Consider the following 15,964-nt stretch of genomic DNA (forward strand, 5'->3'; position numbering starts at 1 on the left):
CAGAGTTACTCGAATCCGTAGTCACTCGACAGGTTGTCGGCCAGCATCTGCTTGGCAATCGCCGCGCCGTAGTTCTCGCCGACGCCGGTCGTTTCGACCTTCGAGTCGTCGAACCACTCGGAGAACTCGGGTTGGTGGGTGTGGGCGACTTCGGCGTACCCGCGGTCGATGTTCTCGACGATGGTCGTCTTGTTCACGCCCATCGAGAGTGCGTATCGGACTTCTCGGGTGCGTAGTTGGTCCCACCCGTTGGCACGCTGGTTGTACGCGAGAATCGAACAGAACGCGTTCGGCGTCTGGATGACTTTCGTCGACTCGAGCTCTTCGAACTTCGAAGCCTTCGACGACGGGATGCCCGTCGCGCTGACCTCGCCCGTCTCGAACGCCGACAGTCGCGTCGACTCCTCGCCGAACACCTGATACTTGTACTCCTCGAAGTACGGCGTTCCGTCGTACCCCTCCACGTCGCGCAGATAGTAGTTCTCGTTGCGCTTCGCCACGAACACCGATTCGCGGTCCCAGCGCTCGAAGGTGTACGGGCCGAGGTTTCCGGAGTAGGTTATCTCCTGGATTGCCTTCGACTGATTGAGTTTGTTGCCGCCGTCTTCCACGTCGCGGTACTGTTCGACGAGGCCTTTCGGCAGACAGTACGCACCCCACATGACCGGTTTCATCACGAACGCGGGGTCGACTTCGGGCAGTTGCACCTCGAAACTCAGCGTCCCCGTCTTCTCGACTGGGATAGGGTCTTCGCCGTGGAACCAATCGGACTGGTTCACGTCTCCTGCCCAGTTTTCGGGGGCTTGGTGGACCTCCTCGATGAAGTACACCCAGTCGTCGGCGGTCATCTGGCCGTAGCCTGCGCCCCACTGGAGGTCGTCACGGAGGGTGAACTCGTAGTTCTGCTTGTCGTCGGTGTCGATAGATTCGACCCACAGTGGGACGACGTTGTTCTCGTTGTCGAGTGAGTACGCACCGTCGAGCGTCAGTCCGAGACGGTTGGCCGAGGACGTGTCGTTGATGCGGATTGGGTTGAGCGTCTTCGCGTCTGTCCCGGCACCGGCACTGTACGCCCCTGTCACCGACGGCGAACCGCCAGAGTCACCACGGAAGTACTGCTGGTAGTTGTATCCGATACTCGGACCGGGGTCGATTCCCTGGATATCGTTCTGGAACCCGTTGAGGTCGACAGAGAACTCGTAGAAGTTGACCGGTTGGTCGTGACTGAGCACTCCGAAGACGTTTGCGAGAATCGCCTGTCGTCTCGCGTCGTCGGTCTCCTTCGAGGCCGTATCCAACATTCCAGCGATGTCTTCGCTCGGCCGGTAGCCGTAGAAGTTGACCGTCGACTGTTGTCGTTTCTCCTCGCTGGTCCAGAACGGCCGAATCGCGGTCGGAGTCCGCGGATACGAGTTGAACCCGATACCGAGCATCAGGTCCCACTGTTCTTGACTCGTCGCCTCGTCGCGTGGCCCGGCGTTGAACGAGGTCCGTTCTTCGCCATCGTCCGGCGTGTACGTGTTCTGGGCGTACTTCGACAGCATCGTGTTGAACGGAACGCCTGTCAACTCGACGCCGACGCCTAGCTTTCCGTACTCCTGTTGGACGAACTGCGCGATGGTCTTCGTCGTCTCACTTCCTGTGCTGTACACCATACTGAGCGAGACCTGTTCACCGTCGGGTCCGACAAGCGTGTCACCGAGGTCTGTCGTCTGCGTCTCGGTCGACTCGGTTCCATCACTGTCGCCACCACCATCTGTAGACGTCGTCGACGTATCGTCGCTTCCTCCCTCGGTACAGCCTGCGATGCCCGCGATGCCACCAGCCCCGAGTGTCCGCAACAGAGACCGTCTGTCTAGTTGGACATTGTTATCGAATGCCATGAAAGGAATGTAATTCAGTAATGCAAATATTCTTCGATTATATAACAGTTGACATTATTCGCGGTGCTCAGACCACCGTCGTCACTGTTCAGGTCGGAAGAAGTGTGGAAAACCGTGGTTTGTCACCACGAGGTGTGAATCGTCGGTCCGACTCGTGTGCCACGTTGCCGACGCGGGCAGAGTGACCGAGTTTAGTCGTCGCCGTGTTCGTCGAGGTTCAGTCGTCGCCGTGTTCGTCGACGATGACGACTTCGCCGTCTTCGACGGTCACGTTGATGAGCGTCTTGACGTGGTGTTCGGAGTCGTCGAGTTCGTTCGGGCCGGCCTTCTTGATGATGGCGACGGTGTCGACGACGTCTGCACCGATGTGGTCGAGGGCGTCGAGGACGGCTTTCATCGTGCCACCGGTCGAGAGCACGTCGTCGAGGACGAGGACGCGGTCGCCCTCGTTGACGTCGTTGATGAACATGTCGCCCTCGGAGTAGCCAGTCTGCTGGTGGAGCGAAACCTCACCGTCGAGGCCGTACTCGCGCTTTCGGATGACGACGAGCGGGATGTCCGTCATGAGCGAGACGGCGGTCGAGATGTGGATGCCCATCGCGGCCGGGGTGACGATCTTGTCGACGTCTTCGAGGTCCGCCTTGCGGATGATCTTGATGACGATTTCGCGGAGGAGTCCCGGTTTCAGCATCGGGACACCGTCGCTAATCGGGTGGACGAAGTACTGGTAATCGCCTTTTTCGATGATTGGGGCGTCGAGAAGGGACTGACGCAACTGGTCCATGTCGCTCGTTCCCTGGGTTAGGCATAAAATGTGGCGGTTCGCGGTGCGTCGGGTACGCGAACACACGATGGACGGTAGCGACCCACACGCAGTTCGGTGGACAGACGAGACACTCACCTCCCCGTCTCGCCAGTCGGCAATCGAACAGTTCTCGGGGACGACCCCCCGAGTTCGGTTACATTCCGCCGAGAAGTTTCGAGGCCGTGCGAACGAGTGGTTCGACTGGCTCGTCGGTATCGACGAAGAGCAGCATGCCACGGCCGCCGCAGTACACCTGCAGGATGCCGTAGTCCTCGCTTTTCTCGAATCGGAACTCGACACTGTTTTTGACCGGGCTCATCCCAGAGAACAACCCACGTTCCATGAACTCCCTTCGTGTCTCTTCTGCGAGCGTACCCAGTTGTGCGACGAGTTCGTCGCGGCTTCCGAACGACTTCCTGACCGCCTCACCGACGTGAAAGAGGTCGAACGCCGTCGCGCCGTAGACGGCGACCAGTGAGACGGCCCCCTCTGCCGTCTCCCGAATCGCTTCCATCGCGACGTCGCTATTCGGACCGGGTCCGTTGACGGATACCATCCGTGCTGGGTCAATTATCATGCTTCCACCCTCTGCCCTGACGCTGCGCGTCTCCCTGCCCGGAGCGCGCGTCTGGAACAGTCATGAATTCGAGATTGTCAGTCGATATTATAAATGTGGAGGCGGAGTTTCTGTGGCTGAAAAATCAGATAGATAAATCTGTTGGCCGATTTAGAGTATCGCTCACTGACGTTTCTCACTCCGTGACGCGACTCGAGATTGGAACGGTCCGACGTCGACGAATGCGTTCAGAAGACGCTGCGAAGCGGGTCAGGTTGGAGTCGGCGTCGTCGTCGACGCGTCGTGACGCCGCTAATCGTCGGTCGAGGGAGTGCGTCCAGGCAAGACCGTGTCGTCGTCCACCGAGAGCTCCACGTGGAATCCTTCGGGGGACAACGAGACGGTCGTCTCGTCGAACGTACATTCGTACTGTCGATAATGAGTCCCGTCGGCCCGGACTTCTGTCGCCGAAGTGACGAGGTCGAACTCCACTAATCTGTCGAGTCGGCGGTACACGGTTGGAAGCGATAGGTCAGCCGTCTCGCCCAGTTCTTTCGCAGACTGCGACTTCCGGCATAAGGCAACGAGAAGGACTCTCGATTCGGTATCTCCGAGAATATCGAGTAGTTCTCCGCTCGATACGCTTCCATCCATTACTGATGAGTCAGTCCGAATGTACGTATAAATTAGTTGCGCCCCCGTGCAGAGCATCCCGCATTTGTGGGCCGTCACGAAACTGTGGAGAGCCGAGCGGGGACGTCGGTGACTGCAACCACCGAAAGTTGACACATTGACACGTCGGGTGAGAGAACCCGTACTACGAGGAGGTTACTCCACGCCGGATTCAGATGACGAGCGACGGACTCGTGTAGCGCGTTCACCGTACCACCACGTCGGTGAACCGTCGAGAACGTGTTTCCTACCACAGAACCGAACACCGTTCTATCACGAGTGACGAGACTCGTCGTTCACAGAACACGAACTCTGTTGGACGAACCTACGGCACACCGTTGTTCCTAGGAAGTCCCACGCGCGAGTCGCGCTCTAGTACGTATACTCGTAGTCCGAGGATATAAATTTCACCCTCAGCATACAATCTTGAAGTCGAGAAGATGTTCGAAGAAGAACCGAACCGTGAGCGTTCGCCCTCTTCACTGCCGTTTTGTTTGACAACACCTAAGTCCGCGCTACCCACAATTTCCGGCGTGCAACCCACACCGGAAGTCGTCCTCGCAGTCGTCTTCCTGCCGTTTCTCGCCGCGGCGTTCACCCCGGCCGTCTATCGGCTGTTGGGCGAACGCACGGCGTACTTCGCGGCTGCCGTCGCGCTGGTCACACTCGGCCTCGTGACGGACCAATACCTCGCGGGGGCGCATGGAACCGTCTCGTTCGACTGGATTCCCTCGCTCGGCATCTCGCTGGCGTTCTACGTAGACGGGTTGGCGTTACTCATCGCCTTCCTCGCCAGCGGCGTCGGCGTGCTTATCCTCACCTATTCAGGAGGCTACATGCACGGCGAGCCGGGTCAGGCGAAATACTACGCGACACTGCTGGCGTTCATGGGTTCGATGCTCGGCGTGGCGCTCGCGGGCGACCTCGTCGCGCTGTTCGTCTTCTGGGAACTGACGAGTCTCTCGTCGTTCATCCTCATCGGTCACTACACCAGTGAGGAGGCGTCGCAGTACGCCGCCCGGAAGTCGATGCTCATCACCGTCTCCGGTGGGCTGTTCATGCTGGTCGGATTCGTCCTCCTCGTGTGGGCGTCCGGCCAGACGACTGCCATCGAGGGGACGACCTACAGTATCCCACTGCTCGTCGAACACGCAGACGCCATCCGTGAGGTTCTGATGGCGTCCGCACTGTTCGTTCCCGTCCTCGCCCTCGTCGGACTCGGGGCGGCGACGAAGTCCGCACAGGTTCCGTTCCACGTGTGGCTTCCGAACGCGATGGAGGCACCGACGCCGGTGTCGGCGTTCCTCCACTCTGCGACGATGGTGAAAGCCGGCGTCTACCTCGTCGGCCGCTTCCGGCCGCTGTTCCTCCCCGAAGAGGCGGCGGTTCTCGGAGACTGGACGCTCATCTTCGCGGTGCTCGGTCTGCTGACCATGACCGTCGCGGCCATCCTCGCAGTGAGCGCGACAGACATCAAAGAGCTACTCGCGTACTCGACTGCCTCGCACCTCGGACTCATCATCGGCGCGTTCGGCTTCGCCAACAGTTACGGTGCCGAGGCCGGCGCGTTCCACATCCTGAACCACGCGAGTTTCAAAGCGGCCCTGTTCCTCGTTGCAGGCATCATCGCCCACGAAGCAGGCACCCGAAAAATCGAGAAACTCGGTGGACTTCGCAAACACTTGCCTGTCACTGGCGCAATCGCTGTCGTCGCGTCACTGTCGATGGCAGGCCTCCCGCCGTTCAACGGGTTCTACTCCAAGGAACTGCTGTTCGAAGCGACCTACTACGCCGCGAAAGACGCGGGCGGCATCGCGTGGCTCTTCCCGGTCGTCGCGGTGTTCGGGAGCGTCTTCACGTTCCTCTACTCCATCAAGTTCGCCTCGCTGTTCTTCGGTGACGAACCCGACGAACTGGGACACGTCCACCGCCCACCGGTCGCGATGCTCGTTCCACCGGCCATCCTCGGTGTCCTCGTGCTGGCTATCTCGGCCGCACCGAACGTCTTCATCGAGGCGCTCATCGGCGACGTGTACGGAAGCGTCGTCCCCGGCGAAGCGCACTCCTTTTCGGTGCACTTCCCGACGGAACTGACGCCGTACGTCCTGATGAGTATCGTCACCATCGCCGTCGGCGCCATCTCCTTCCCGTTCTACGACCGCATCCACGACGCTATCAACGCGGTACTTCGTGGCCCAGTTCGTGCGAACTGGTGGTACGACAACTTCGTCGAAGGCCTGACGGACACCAGCGTCGTCGTCACGCCGAAGATTCAGACCGGTCTTCTCCGGACCTACGCGACGTGGGGGCTCTTTGGCTTCGTCGCCCTCGCACTCGGTGGCTACGCCGCCGCGGGCGTGTCGATGCCGGCTATCGACGGGCTCTCCGTCTCGCTGCCGATCGTGCTCGTCCTCTTGGTGGCGCTGGTCGCCGCCTTCGCCGTCGACATCGCGCCGTCGCACGTGGCCGGTGTGCTGACGCTCTCTATCGTCGGCTTCATGGTCGCTATCTTCTACATCGCGGCAGACGCACCTGACCTCGCGCTGACGCAACTCACCGTCGAGACGCTCGTGTTGGTCATCTTCCTGCTCGTCTTGGACCGCCTGCCGGCGTTCTACGGCGACGCACCCGACCGATTCGTCTCGCTCCGTGACGGCGTCCTCTCTGTGGCCGTCGGTGCGACGGTGTTCCTCACCGTCCTGTTCTCGACGGACGCGTCGCCCAACCCGCTGTTGAAGGAGTTCTTCATCGCCCGTGCTGGCGTCCCCGCGGAACACGGACCGCTGTTCACCGACTTCGGTGGTGGGTCGAACATCGTCAACGTCATCCTCGTCGACTTCCGGGGATTCGATACCATGGGTGAGATATCGGTCGTCGTGATGGCGTCGCTGGCCATCCTGACACTGATTCGGATGCGAGGGCAGGGTGAGAGCCAATGACCAGTCCATCGGGCCGCACGACGGTCATCTCACAGACCGTCGCTCGCATCGTCGTCCCCATCATCCTGGTGACGGCCATCGCGCTGCTCTTCCGCGGACACAACCTGCCCGGCGGCGGGTTCATCGGGGCCGTCCTCGCGGCGGTCGCCTTCGCGCTGGTGTACGTCATCTTCGGCCTCGACTTCATCCAGCGGGAGATTCTCGACATCTCCCCCGACGGGTCGGAGCGACACCGACTCGTCGAGAACTATCGCTGGATGGCGTCACTCGGCCTCGCTATCGCGGTCGGGTCGAGTCTCGTCCCCCTCGTCTTCGACTTCCCGTTCCTGACGCAGGGTGTGCTCTTCTTGGAGCATCTCCCGCTCTACGGCGAACTCGAAGTCGCCAGCGCCTTCGCCTTCGACCTCGGCGTCTTCTTCGCCGTCGTCGGGGGCCTCCTCACTATCGTCGCGGAGGTTGGTAACGAATGACACAAGTCTTCCTCGCAGGCGTCTTGGGCGTCCTCTTCAGCGTCGGGACGTATCTCGTCCTCCGGCGCGACGTCGTTCGCGTCGTCTGGGGTATCACCATCATCAGTCAGTCAGCGAACGTCTACCTCGTCACCATGGGTGGGTTCGACGGACTCGGTCCCATCCTCTCGGGGCACGGCGGCGGCGGTCCACCGCCGACCGACCCAATCGTGCAGGCGCTGGTGCTCACCGCCATCGTCATCGGATTCGGGACGACGGCACTCGCCCTCGTCTTGACCTACCGGGTGTACGAGGAACACGGAACTATCGACATGTACGAACTCGGAGGGAACAGATGAGCACGCTCGTCATCGCACCGCTCCTCGTGGCTCTCGTGACAGCGATTCTGACGCTGCTCGTGCGCCCGAGCGACTTACTCCAGCGAACGGTCAGTCTCCTCGGTGGCGTCGCCTACCTCGGCGCAGTCGCCGTGTTGTTCGAGGCGGTCGTGCTTCCGCTCGGCAGCGAGTCAGACATCCTGGTGTACCAGGTGTCCGACTGGGCCGCGCCGTTCGGAATCACGCTCGTCGCCGACGGCCTGTCGGTGTTCATGCTGGCGCTCGCCGGACTCGTATCGCTCGTCGCACTCGTCTACTCGATTGCGTCTATCAGCGCCTTCGGCCAGCGTCTCAGCTACCATCCGCTGTATCACTTCATGATGGTCGGCGTGACGGGGTCGTTCCTCACGGGCGACATCTTCAACCTCTTCGTCTGGTTCGAGGTGATGCTCATGTCGAGCTACATCCTCGTGCTGTTTTACTCCGGGCGCGAGCACACCCGCGCGGCGCTCAACTACGTCGTGCTCAACCTCATCGGGAGCGCGGTGATGCTCGTGGCTATCGGTGGTCTCTACAGTACTACGGGGACGCTCAACATGGCCGACCTGGCCCGTCGTCTCGCTGACCCGGCGGCGTACAACATCGCACTCCTGCCGGTGCTCGGCCTCTCGGCGGTGTTGTTCTCGGTGTTCGCACTGAAAGCGGGGCTCGCTCCCTTCCAGTTCTGGGTGCCAGCGGCCTACCGCGCTGCGCCGGCCCCGGTGACGGCGATGCTCGCAGGCGTCGTCAAGAAAGTGGGCGTCTACGCGATTATCCGCCTCTACTTCACCATCTTCGCCGCCGCGTCGCTCGACCTCTCGTTCCTCGGCATTAGCGGGGACTCCGTTCTCGGCTTCTTCGGCCCGGTGATGTTCGCGATGGCCGCAGTGAGTATCGTCTTCGGTGGTCTCGGTGCCGTCGGACGCGACGACGTAGACGGCATCCTCGCGTACTCGTCTATCAGTCAGGTCGGCTTCATCGTCCTGCCGCTTGCGGTGGCCGCGACGGCCCCGTCGGAGGCAGTGACGGTTCTCGGTGTGACCGCCGCCATCGTCTACGCGTTCAACCACGGACTCGCGAAGAGTCTGCTCTTCCTCGCGAGCGGGACGATTCAGGACGTGGTCGGCAGTGACCGCCTCTCGGACCTCGGTGGACTCGCCAACCGCGCGCCCGTCCTCGCCGCCGCGTTCTTCCTCGGCGCGCTGACGCTCATCGGCGTCCCGCCGATTTCGGGCTTCTTCGGCAAGTTCCTCGTCTTCCAGGCGGCCGCAGAGGCACTCGCCGCCGGTGCGACTGGGTCGGCACTCGCCCTCGCCGTCGCACTCGCCGGCGCAATCCTCACCATCGCGTACTACACGCGTGCGTGGAACCAGGTGTTCTGGGGGCGCACGACCGAGATGGTCGACGCGACGCTCCCCGCACGCTGGACGCTCGGTTCGGCGACCCCACCGATGGCTGACGGCGGTGACGACGGACTCGAACGACTCGAACTCACCACACAGGTGACTGCTGCCGTCGTGCTGGCGCTCGCCGCAGTCGGATTCGGTATCGGCTTCGAAGCGGTCTTCGAGGCCGCCAACGCGGCGGCCCACGCCGCACTCGACACCAACGCCTACGTCGAGGCCGTCTTACACGGCCCAGGCGTCGGCATGGAAGCGGGTGCGGGTACGGGAGGTGGTCACTGATGAGTCGGCGCTGGCCGCTCACCGGCCTCGCACTCGCCATCCTGTGGCTGTTCGTCCGCGGTGTCGAACTGACACCGATTCGAATCGCAGAAGAGTTCGTCATCGGACTCGGCGTCGGGATGGGAATCGCGTTCTTCTTCCGACGCTTCTACAGCGACGAGACCTCCGTCTCCCGGAGCGCTCGCGTCGCGCCGTTCGCGCTGCTGTACCTCCTGACGTTCCTGTGGGAACTCCTCACGGCTAACGTCGACGTCGCGCGGCGGACGCTCGCACCGTCGATGCCGATAGACCCGGCCGTCGTGGAAGTCCCGCTTCGCGTGCGAACCCCGATGGCCATCACGACCATCGCGAACAGTATCACCCTCACTCCGGGGACGTTGACAATGGATTACGACGACGAAACGAACTCACTGTACGTCCACAGTATCGACGGGAGCGACCCGGCGGCCATCCTCGAACCCATCCGCCGCTGGGAAGATTACGCGCTCGTCATCTTCGACGAAGAACTGAAACCTGGCGACCCGGCACCGCAAGCGCCGGCCGTCGGAACGACAGACCACGCGACCGCCACCACGGGAGGTGAACAGCATGGCTGACCCGGCCTACCTCGGCGCGATGGAGACCGTCCTCTACGGCGCGCTCATCCTCGCCGCGGGCCTGACGCTCCTCGTGAGTTACCGGGTCATCCGCGGGCCGACGGTGCCTGACCGCGTCGTCGCACTCGACACCATCGCGACGAACGTCGTCGCCATCGCCGCGCTGTACGCCATCTGGACCCAACAGGGCTACTTCATCGGCGTGAGTCTCGTCCTCGCCATCATCGGCTTCATCAGCACGATTACCGTGGCTCAGTACGTCACGGAGGGGGACATCATCGAATGACCGCCGAGAGCGCGGCCGCCGTGACGGTCGGTCCCGTCCGTGCGGCCCTCGTCATCCTACTGACGCTCGTCGGGAGTTTCTTCCTCCTCGTCGGGACTATCGGACTGCTCCGGTTCCCCAACGTCTACAACCGGATGCACGCCACGACGAAGGCGACCACTCTCGGTGCGGCGTCTATCGCCCTCGCGGGGACGGTGTACTACCTCCCCGGCGGCGACGGACTGATGTCACTCGTGACGGTGGTGTTCTTGTTCCTCACCGCCCCGACCGGCGCGCACATGATTTCGCAGGCGGCCCAGCGGATGGGCGTGCCGTTCCTCGATGGCGTCTACTGGCCGGGTGAACAGACCGACCTGATGCGAGAACGCGACGGCGAAACCGACGACTGACCGTCGTCGCTCCCGTTTCAGTTTCCGACTCGCGTCACAGTTCTTTTTCCAGTTCGTCTGCGACCCGAGCGCCGAGTCCGACTTTCGACCCGGTGAACTCGCTCGTCCCGTCGCCGCGGACGACGAGTGCCCGTGTCTCGTCGTCACCCATGACCGACGCGTCGTTGGCGACGACGAACGCGAGACCGACGCGGTCCATGATTCGTCGTGCTTCTGTGACCATCGATTCGTCGTCGCCGCTGGTCTCGGCTTTGAACCCGACGATGGTGAGGTCTGGGCGCGACTCGCGGACGGTGTCGATGAGTTTCGGTGCGGGGTGGAGGTCGAGCGTGAGCGCCTCGCCCGACCGAATCTTCTGGTCGGCGGCTTCGACGGTGAAGTCAGAGATTGCCGCCGCCGAGACGAGTGCGTCGGCGTCTTCGACGGCCGCTTCGACGGCCTCGAGCATCTCTGCGGCGGACTCGACGGCGAGGACGTCTGCGTAGTGGACGTCCGGCCCATCGTGGACGAGCGTCACGTCCGCGCCGCGAATCGAGAGCGCGCGAGCGACGGCGCGACCGGTTCGCCCCGACGCGCGGTTCGAGAGCGTCCGAATCGGGTCGATAGATTCGGTGGTCGACCCGGAGGTGACGACGACGGACTTCCCGGCGAGCGTCTGTTCCGTGACGGCTTTCGTGACGCCCGTGACGATTGCGTCTTCGGTTGCAATCTTGGCTTTCCCCTCTTCGATTCGGGGGTCGACGAACTCGACGCCCCACGACTCGACGCGCTCTATGGCCTCCAAGACGCCGGGGTGGTCGTACATCGGTTCGTGCATCGCGGGGGCGACGACGAGCGGAACGCCCGCGCCGAGCGCCGTCGTCGCGCACGTCGTGACGGGAGAGTCGTCGATGGCGGCGGCCATCTTCCCGACCGTGTTCGCCGTCGCGGGCGCGACGAGGAACACGTCTGCCCACCCCTCGCGGCCACAGAGTTCGACGTGTTCGACGCGGCCGGTTATCTCGGTGACCACGTCGTTCTCGGTGGCGAACTCGACTGCCCACGGGTGGACGATACCCGTCGCTGCGTCGGTCATCACCGCGCGGACGGACGCTCCCTGTCGGCGGAGTTCGTGCGCCAACTCGACGACCTTCACGGCCGCGATACTCCCTGTCACCCCGAGTGCGACGTTGACACCTTCCAGCATTCACTCGTCACTGCGCCCGCTATCGGTTAAAAGGATTCGCGTCTGTGAGGGTGGTTCGGCGACGAGTCGCCGAGTCCAGTGGGTGCCTACTGGTCGAGTCGGCCCAGTTCGTCGTCGACGAGACTCGGATGCGTCCGCTGTTGCTCGGGGTGGGGTTCACCGAAGAACTCCTGCATGACCTCCCGAGACTCCGCTTGGCGACGATTCCACTCGTCCGCGTCGATTTCCTCACACGCCGGCGGCACCTCTCTGCCACGGTCGGTGAAGTAGCCCTCGGGTGCGACCCAGTCGTTGTAAAAGGGTGTCTCGGAGTCGTGAATCAGCGTAATCGCCGTCTCGGCGGCGTCGCCAGCGGCGACGACCGTCTGGTGGTAGATTTCGGTGAGTCGGCCGGCGGCGTAGAGCCCCGGCACCGCCGTCCGGCCGAGTTCGTCGACCTCGACGTAGGTTTTCGACCCCGCTCGTCGGAGTTCTGCACCCGTCTCTTCGAGATACGACGCGTCGGACCACGACGCCGCGACGACGCGAGTAGCGTCGATTTCGTCGCGTCCATCCTCGGTCTCGACCGTCGCCCGGAACAGTGGGTCGTCGTCGCTCCCGAGCACGTCGAGTCCGACGACACGGCCACCGAGCGTCTCAGCGCCGGCACGCGTCGCCTGTTCGGCGAGCAGGTCGGTGAACAGTCTGCTGTCGACGCCGGCGGGGAACCCAGGAACGTTCTCTAAGTGTGCGTTCCGCCGAACGATAGATTCCCCCGCGTTCACGACCAGCGTATCGAGGCCGGCACGCGCGAGAAACGTCGCTGCGGTGCGTCCTGCGACGCCACCGCCGACGACGAGTACGTCTCGTGGATTCGTCTCGTCCATACCAGCCCTCTATGTGGAGGCGAATAAAGCGACGCGGTTGTCGTCGGTGGGACCGAGTCGGCTACCGACTGTCGTTCGGCGCAGTTCTGTGTCCGCGGTCGGTGTCAGTCTTGATGCAAAGAGAGTCCAGTATCGTTGAGCCAGCGATTCTCTGCAACTTCGACGCTGACGAGTCCGTCCGAGGAACCAGTCTGGCAGGTTTCGAGGCAGAGTCGCCACCGCGAATCTGAGAGCGCCTCGCCCTCGACGAACTGAACTGACTGCGAGCGAACCCGCCGCAACAGGTCGATTGCGATGGGAAGCGTCGGAATCCGCCCAGTTCGTTCCGCGAGTGCGTACTCACCGAACGTCAGTTCCCAGCATCGACGTTCGTCTCCGCCGCGTTCGACGCCCGGTTCGTCACGCTCGCCTGTCGTCCTGTCCCGGTCGTCGTTCACGTCCTCACGCTCGCCAGTCGGCACCGGGCGGACCGAATAGCCTTCGAGGAAGCCGACGGATTCGAGGAGACGGAGTGTCGCCCCCACTGGGTTCGGCGTTCGGACCGGCGCGAACAGCTCTGCGGTGTGTTCGACGATGGCCGTTTGCTCGGCCACCGATAGCCGGACGTCCATCTCACTCATCAGACTCCACACCATCGTGAGACAGAAGTCGGATTCGTCGCCGACGACTTCGGCCAGGGTGAGATACGTCTCCATGGCTGCGGATTCGACCTCACGGTGGCCCAACGCAGAGAGTGACTCGAACACCGCACCCGCGATGTCGTGGCAGAACAAGGTGTAGCGTGTGTGTTTGTCCTCGGGTGTCGTCGCCAGCGGTGGAATCGGCGTCGGCGACACCTCGTGGACCAACGGGTCGTCGAACGGAATCGACGGGTCGTAGCGTCTGAGCGTCGCCCGATACGTTCCCGCGAGGTCGGCCGCCTCACCGGCGGCGAGGCGGTCTGGAAACGCCAGTCCCGCGACTGCGGACGGGGCGATACCACTGCGGCCACAGACTACCTCGTAGTCGCCATCGGGACACGAGAGAGACTGAATCTCTGCCCGGATATCTCGCAGCGTCCCCCCCACCATTTCGATTGTACGTGCTTACACCGCCGGATTATAGGTTGCGATGACGGTTTCGACCGAGATACTGCGTGCGAAGAGCCCACAAGGCTTAGTTTTCCCCGAGTGAAACGAGGTTCGTGGACGAGATAGCCGTCAGCACCGTCGTCTACCTGCCCCCCGAAGAGATATACGAGTTCCTCGTGGACTTTCCGCGATACGCAAACTACTCGAAGCATCTCCGAGAGGTCCGGAAGCTAGGCGACGGGTCCCCAGGGACCCGATACCGACTGTACTTCACGTGGTGGAAGTTGCACTACACCGCCGAGTCGAACGTGACGGACGTGACGCCACCGACTCGTATCGACTGGAACATCACCAAAGATATCCACGCGGTCGGCCGGTGGCGAATCGAAGCGCTCGACGACCTTCCGGCCGACGCACCCGACGACGCCGAGACTGCGTGTCGTGTCTTCTTCGAAGTCGAGTACGACCCGACAACCGTCTCTGCTGGAGATATCGACCTCCCGCGGTTCGTCTCGCTCAGCTGGGTCATCGAGAAGTTGAAACCGGTGTTGCAGACCGAAGCAGAGCGAATCGTCGAACGAATCGTCGCCGACATCGAAGGCCGCCCTCGACACGTCGACATCACGATTCACACCCAACCCGGCCGATGAATCGGCCACTGCACCGTGTCGGCGGAGAGTCGCGGGAGCGGACACGCCCCGACTACGGGCGGGAAGGCGGTGAGGTATCGTACACCGTGCCGAGACCCGAAGGGAAATGCACATACGCGCCGGCAGTCGAACGGAGAGGTATGACAGGGGCTGGTCCAACGTGCGCGTAATTATCGTCGGTGCCGGACAGGTCGGGTCGTCGATTGCAGCAGACTTGGACGCCACTCACGACGTCGTCGTCGTCGATTGTGACCCCGAACGGGTCGACGAACTGAACTACTCGCTCGACGTGCTGGCCATTCACGGCAACGGGACTGCCGTCGAGACGCTCGAAGAGGCGGGCATCGAACAGGCCGATATGGTCATCGCGTCCACGGACGACGACGAGACGAACATCGTCGTGTGTGCGACGGCCAAGGCCGTCTCGTCTGCCTTTACCATCGCTCGCGTCAAGAACACCGAGTATCTCCGGACGTGGCAACACTCCGAGAAGGCCTTCGGTGTCGACTTCATGGTCTGTACGAACCTGCTGGCCGCAGAGTCTATCGTCCGGGTCGTCGGCCTCCCCGCGGCGCGTGACGTCGACCCGTTCGCCGGCGGGAAGGTGCAGATGGCCGAGTTCGAAATCGACGAAGAAAGTCCCGTTGCAGACCAGACCGTCAGCGAGGCAGACCGGTTCGACTCGCTGACCTTCGCCGCAATTCTCCGAGACGGTGCAGTGACGATACCGCGCGGTGATACCGTCATTCGCCCCGGAGACCGCGTCGTCGTCATCGGCAGTCCGCAGAGCGTCCAGGGGTTCGCAACCACCATCTCACCCGAAGAAGCGCCGGGGACCGCCGAAGAAGTCGTCATCGTCGGCGGCAGCGAAATCGGCTACCACGTCGCCCGCCTCCTCGAAGAACGCGGGTTCAAACCGCGACTGCTCGAACAGGACTCCGAGCGCGCTCGTGAACTCGCCGAGGAACTTCCCAACACCATCGTCATGGAGAGCGACGCCACCGACATCGACTTCCTCGAACGGGAGTACATCGGCGACGCAGACCTGCTCGTCTCGGCGCTCGACTCCGACGAGAAGAACTTGCTCGTCTCACTGCTCGCAGCGCGCCTCGGTGTCGAACGGACTGTCGCCGTCATCGACACCACGCCCTACGTCGAACTGTTCGAAGCAGTCGGCGTCGACGTGGGTGTGAGCCCGCGCGAAGTCGTCGCCGAAGAGATTACGCGATTCACCCGAGAGGGCGGCGCAGAGAACGTCGCACTCATCGAGTCCGACAAAGCAGAGGTGCTCGAGATCGAAGTCGACACCAACAGCGTCCTCTCCGGGAAACCGATTCGCGAGTCGGTCGCTGCACTCCCGAAAGGCGTCGTCATCGGTGCGATTACACGAAACCGCGAGTTCGTCACACCCCGCGGTGACACCGTCATCGAACCCGGTGACCACGTCGTCGTCTTCGCCGACAGTTCTGTCGTCGGTGACGTCGCCCCGAAACTCTAGGCTGAGACACCAGCCACCACGTCACACGGTCTCCCACGCAGTCGCGAACCCGAACAG

At 62.7% G+C, this 15,964-nt stretch carries 16 protein-coding genes; 9 read left to right on the plus strand and 7 right to left on the minus strand.

What is annotated here, in order from left to right:
• Nucleotides 1–5: 5 nt before the first annotated feature.
• The 4 genes from GJR99_RS03870 to GJR99_RS03885 form a co-directional block, all read right to left on the minus strand.
• Nucleotides 6–1,883, minus strand: a complete 1,878-nt coding sequence (locus GJR99_RS03870) for an ABC transporter substrate-binding protein (protein ID WP_151109456.1) — start codon at nucleotides 1,881–1,883, stop codon at nucleotides 6–8.
• Nucleotides 1,884–2,100: 217 nt separating this feature from the next.
• A complete protein-coding gene (gene hpt / locus GJR99_RS03875) occupies nucleotides 2,101–2,667 on the minus strand; it encodes a hypoxanthine/guanine phosphoribosyltransferase (RefSeq protein ID WP_151109458.1) in 567 nt (188 codons plus the stop codon).
• Between the two features lie 175 nt (nucleotides 2,668–2,842).
• Nucleotides 2,843–3,244, minus strand: a complete 402-nt coding sequence (locus GJR99_RS03880) for a hypothetical protein (protein ID WP_151113836.1) — start codon at nucleotides 3,242–3,244, stop codon at nucleotides 2,843–2,845.
• Between the two features lie 312 nt (nucleotides 3,245–3,556).
• On the minus strand, nucleotides 3,557–3,898 hold the full coding sequence (locus GJR99_RS03885) for a winged helix-turn-helix domain-containing protein (protein WP_151109460.1): 342 nt from the start codon (nucleotides 3,896–3,898) through the stop codon (nucleotides 3,557–3,559).
• 551 nt (nucleotides 3,899–4,449) lie between these two features.
• On the opposite strand from GJR99_RS03885, the gene mbhE reads away from it, so the two are divergent.
• From mbhE to mnhG, 7 genes are read left to right on the plus strand one after another with little or no spacing between them, the layout of a single operon-like run.
• Nucleotides 4,450–6,855 (plus strand): hydrogen gas-evolving membrane-bound hydrogenase subunit E, encoded by a 2,406-nt coding sequence (gene mbhE, locus GJR99_RS03890; RefSeq protein WP_151109462.1) that lies wholly within the window; start codon nucleotides 4,450–4,452, stop codon nucleotides 6,853–6,855.
• Nucleotides 6,852–7,325, plus strand: a complete 474-nt coding sequence (locus GJR99_RS03895; protein WP_151109464.1) for an MnhB domain-containing protein — start codon at nucleotides 6,852–6,854, stop codon at nucleotides 7,323–7,325. The genes mbhE and GJR99_RS03895 overlap by 4 nt, the downstream gene beginning before the upstream one ends.
• Nucleotides 7,322–7,663 carry a sodium:proton antiporter gene (locus GJR99_RS03900; protein WP_151109466.1) on the plus strand — a complete coding sequence of 114 codons (342 nt, stop codon included), beginning with the start codon at nucleotides 7,322–7,324 and terminating at the stop codon, nucleotides 7,661–7,663. Before GJR99_RS03895 ends, GJR99_RS03900 begins: the two co-directional genes overlap by 4 nt.
• Nucleotides 7,660–9,366 carry a complex I subunit 5 family protein gene (locus tag GJR99_RS03905; RefSeq protein WP_151109468.1) on the plus strand — a complete coding sequence of 569 codons (1,707 nt, stop codon included), beginning with the start codon at nucleotides 7,660–7,662 and terminating at the stop codon, nucleotides 9,364–9,366. The genes GJR99_RS03900 and GJR99_RS03905 overlap by 4 nt, the downstream gene beginning before the upstream one ends.
• Nucleotides 9,366–9,962 (plus strand): Na+/H+ antiporter subunit E, encoded by a 597-nt coding sequence (locus GJR99_RS03910; RefSeq protein ID WP_151109470.1) that lies wholly within the window; start codon nucleotides 9,366–9,368, stop codon nucleotides 9,960–9,962. The genes GJR99_RS03905 and GJR99_RS03910 overlap by 1 nt, the downstream gene beginning before the upstream one ends.
• Nucleotides 9,955–10,248, plus strand: coding sequence for a monovalent cation/H+ antiporter complex subunit F (locus GJR99_RS03915; protein ID WP_151109472.1), 294 nt, complete (start codon nucleotides 9,955–9,957; stop codon nucleotides 10,246–10,248). The genes GJR99_RS03910 and GJR99_RS03915 overlap by 8 nt, the downstream gene beginning before the upstream one ends.
• Nucleotides 10,245–10,637: a monovalent cation/H(+) antiporter subunit G gene (gene mnhG, locus GJR99_RS03920; protein WP_151109474.1), complete on the plus strand. Its 393-nt coding sequence runs from the start codon at nucleotides 10,245–10,247 to the stop codon at nucleotides 10,635–10,637. Before GJR99_RS03915 ends, mnhG begins: the two co-directional genes overlap by 4 nt.
• A 34-nt stretch (nucleotides 10,638–10,671) precedes the next feature.
• Here the strand turns inward: mnhG and coaBC are convergent, their stop codons facing one another.
• The 3 genes from coaBC to GJR99_RS03935 form a co-directional block, all read right to left on the minus strand.
• Nucleotides 10,672–11,823, minus strand: a complete 1,152-nt coding sequence (gene coaBC / locus GJR99_RS03925) for a bifunctional phosphopantothenoylcysteine decarboxylase/phosphopantothenate--cysteine ligase CoaBC (RefSeq protein ID WP_151109476.1) — start codon at nucleotides 11,821–11,823, stop codon at nucleotides 10,672–10,674.
• Nucleotides 11,824–11,909: 86 nt separating this feature from the next.
• Nucleotides 11,910–12,689 (minus strand): FAD-dependent oxidoreductase, encoded by a 780-nt coding sequence (locus GJR99_RS03930; protein ID WP_151109478.1) that lies wholly within the window; start codon nucleotides 12,687–12,689, stop codon nucleotides 11,910–11,912.
• Nucleotides 12,690–12,793: 104 nt separating this feature from the next.
• Nucleotides 12,794–13,759 carry a DUF7551 domain-containing protein gene (locus GJR99_RS03935; RefSeq protein WP_151109480.1) on the minus strand — a complete coding sequence of 322 codons (966 nt, stop codon included), beginning with the start codon at nucleotides 13,757–13,759 and terminating at the stop codon, nucleotides 12,794–12,796.
• A 113-nt stretch (nucleotides 13,760–13,872) separates the two neighbouring features.
• Between GJR99_RS03935 and GJR99_RS03940 the strand changes: the two genes are divergently transcribed.
• Nucleotides 13,873–14,409, plus strand: a complete 537-nt coding sequence (locus tag GJR99_RS03940; RefSeq protein ID WP_151109482.1) for an SRPBCC family protein — start codon at nucleotides 13,873–13,875, stop codon at nucleotides 14,407–14,409.
• Nucleotides 14,410–14,569: 160 nt separating this feature from the next.
• The gene (gene trkA, locus GJR99_RS03945) at nucleotides 14,570–15,907 is read left to right on the plus strand and encodes a Trk system potassium transporter TrkA (protein ID WP_151109484.1); all 1,338 of its coding nucleotides are present in this window, start codon (nucleotides 14,570–14,572) and stop codon (nucleotides 15,905–15,907) included.
• The last annotated feature ends 57 nt before the right edge of the window (nucleotides 15,908–15,964 follow it).

Origin of the sequence: Haloferax marinum (assembly GCF_009674625.1) — an archaeon.
Taxonomy (GTDB): domain Archaea; phylum Halobacteriota; class Halobacteria; order Halobacteriales; family Haloferacaceae; genus Haloferax; species Haloferax marinum.

Bases quoted from the DNA above. Each gene is read 5' to 3' on its own strand.
- GJR99_RS03870 (WP_151109456.1), bottom strand. From the start codon at position 1,883: ATGGCATTCGATAACAATGTCCAACTAGACAGACGGTCTCTGTTGCGG.
- hpt (WP_151109458.1), bottom strand. From the start codon at position 2,667: ATGGACCAGTTGCGTCAGTCCCTTCTCGACGCCCCAATCATCGAAAAA.
- GJR99_RS03880 (WP_151113836.1), bottom strand. From the start codon at position 3,244: ATGGTATCCGTCAACGGACCCGGTCCGAATAGCGACGTCGCGATGGAA.
- GJR99_RS03885 (WP_151109460.1), bottom strand. From the start codon at position 3,898: ATGGATGGAAGCGTATCGAGCGGAGAACTACTCGATATTCTCGGAGAT.
- GJR99_RS03895 (WP_151109464.1), top strand. From the start codon at position 6,852: ATGACCAGTCCATCGGGCCGCACGACGGTCATCTCACAGACCGTCGCT.
- GJR99_RS03900 (WP_151109466.1), top strand. From the start codon at position 7,322: ATGACACAAGTCTTCCTCGCAGGCGTCTTGGGCGTCCTCTTCAGCGTC.
- GJR99_RS03905 (WP_151109468.1), top strand. From the start codon at position 7,660: ATGAGCACGCTCGTCATCGCACCGCTCCTCGTGGCTCTCGTGACAGCG.
- GJR99_RS03910 (WP_151109470.1), top strand. From the start codon at position 9,366: ATGAGTCGGCGCTGGCCGCTCACCGGCCTCGCACTCGCCATCCTGTGG.
- GJR99_RS03915 (WP_151109472.1), top strand. From the start codon at position 9,955: ATGGCTGACCCGGCCTACCTCGGCGCGATGGAGACCGTCCTCTACGGC.
- mnhG (WP_151109474.1), top strand. From the start codon at position 10,245: ATGACCGCCGAGAGCGCGGCCGCCGTGACGGTCGGTCCCGTCCGTGCG.
- coaBC (WP_151109476.1), bottom strand. From the start codon at position 11,823: ATGCTGGAAGGTGTCAACGTCGCACTCGGGGTGACAGGGAGTATCGCG.
- GJR99_RS03930 (WP_151109478.1), bottom strand. From the start codon at position 12,689: ATGGACGAGACGAATCCACGAGACGTACTCGTCGTCGGCGGTGGCGTC.
- GJR99_RS03935 (WP_151109480.1), bottom strand. From the start codon at position 13,759: ATGGTGGGGGGGACGCTGCGAGATATCCGGGCAGAGATTCAGTCTCTC.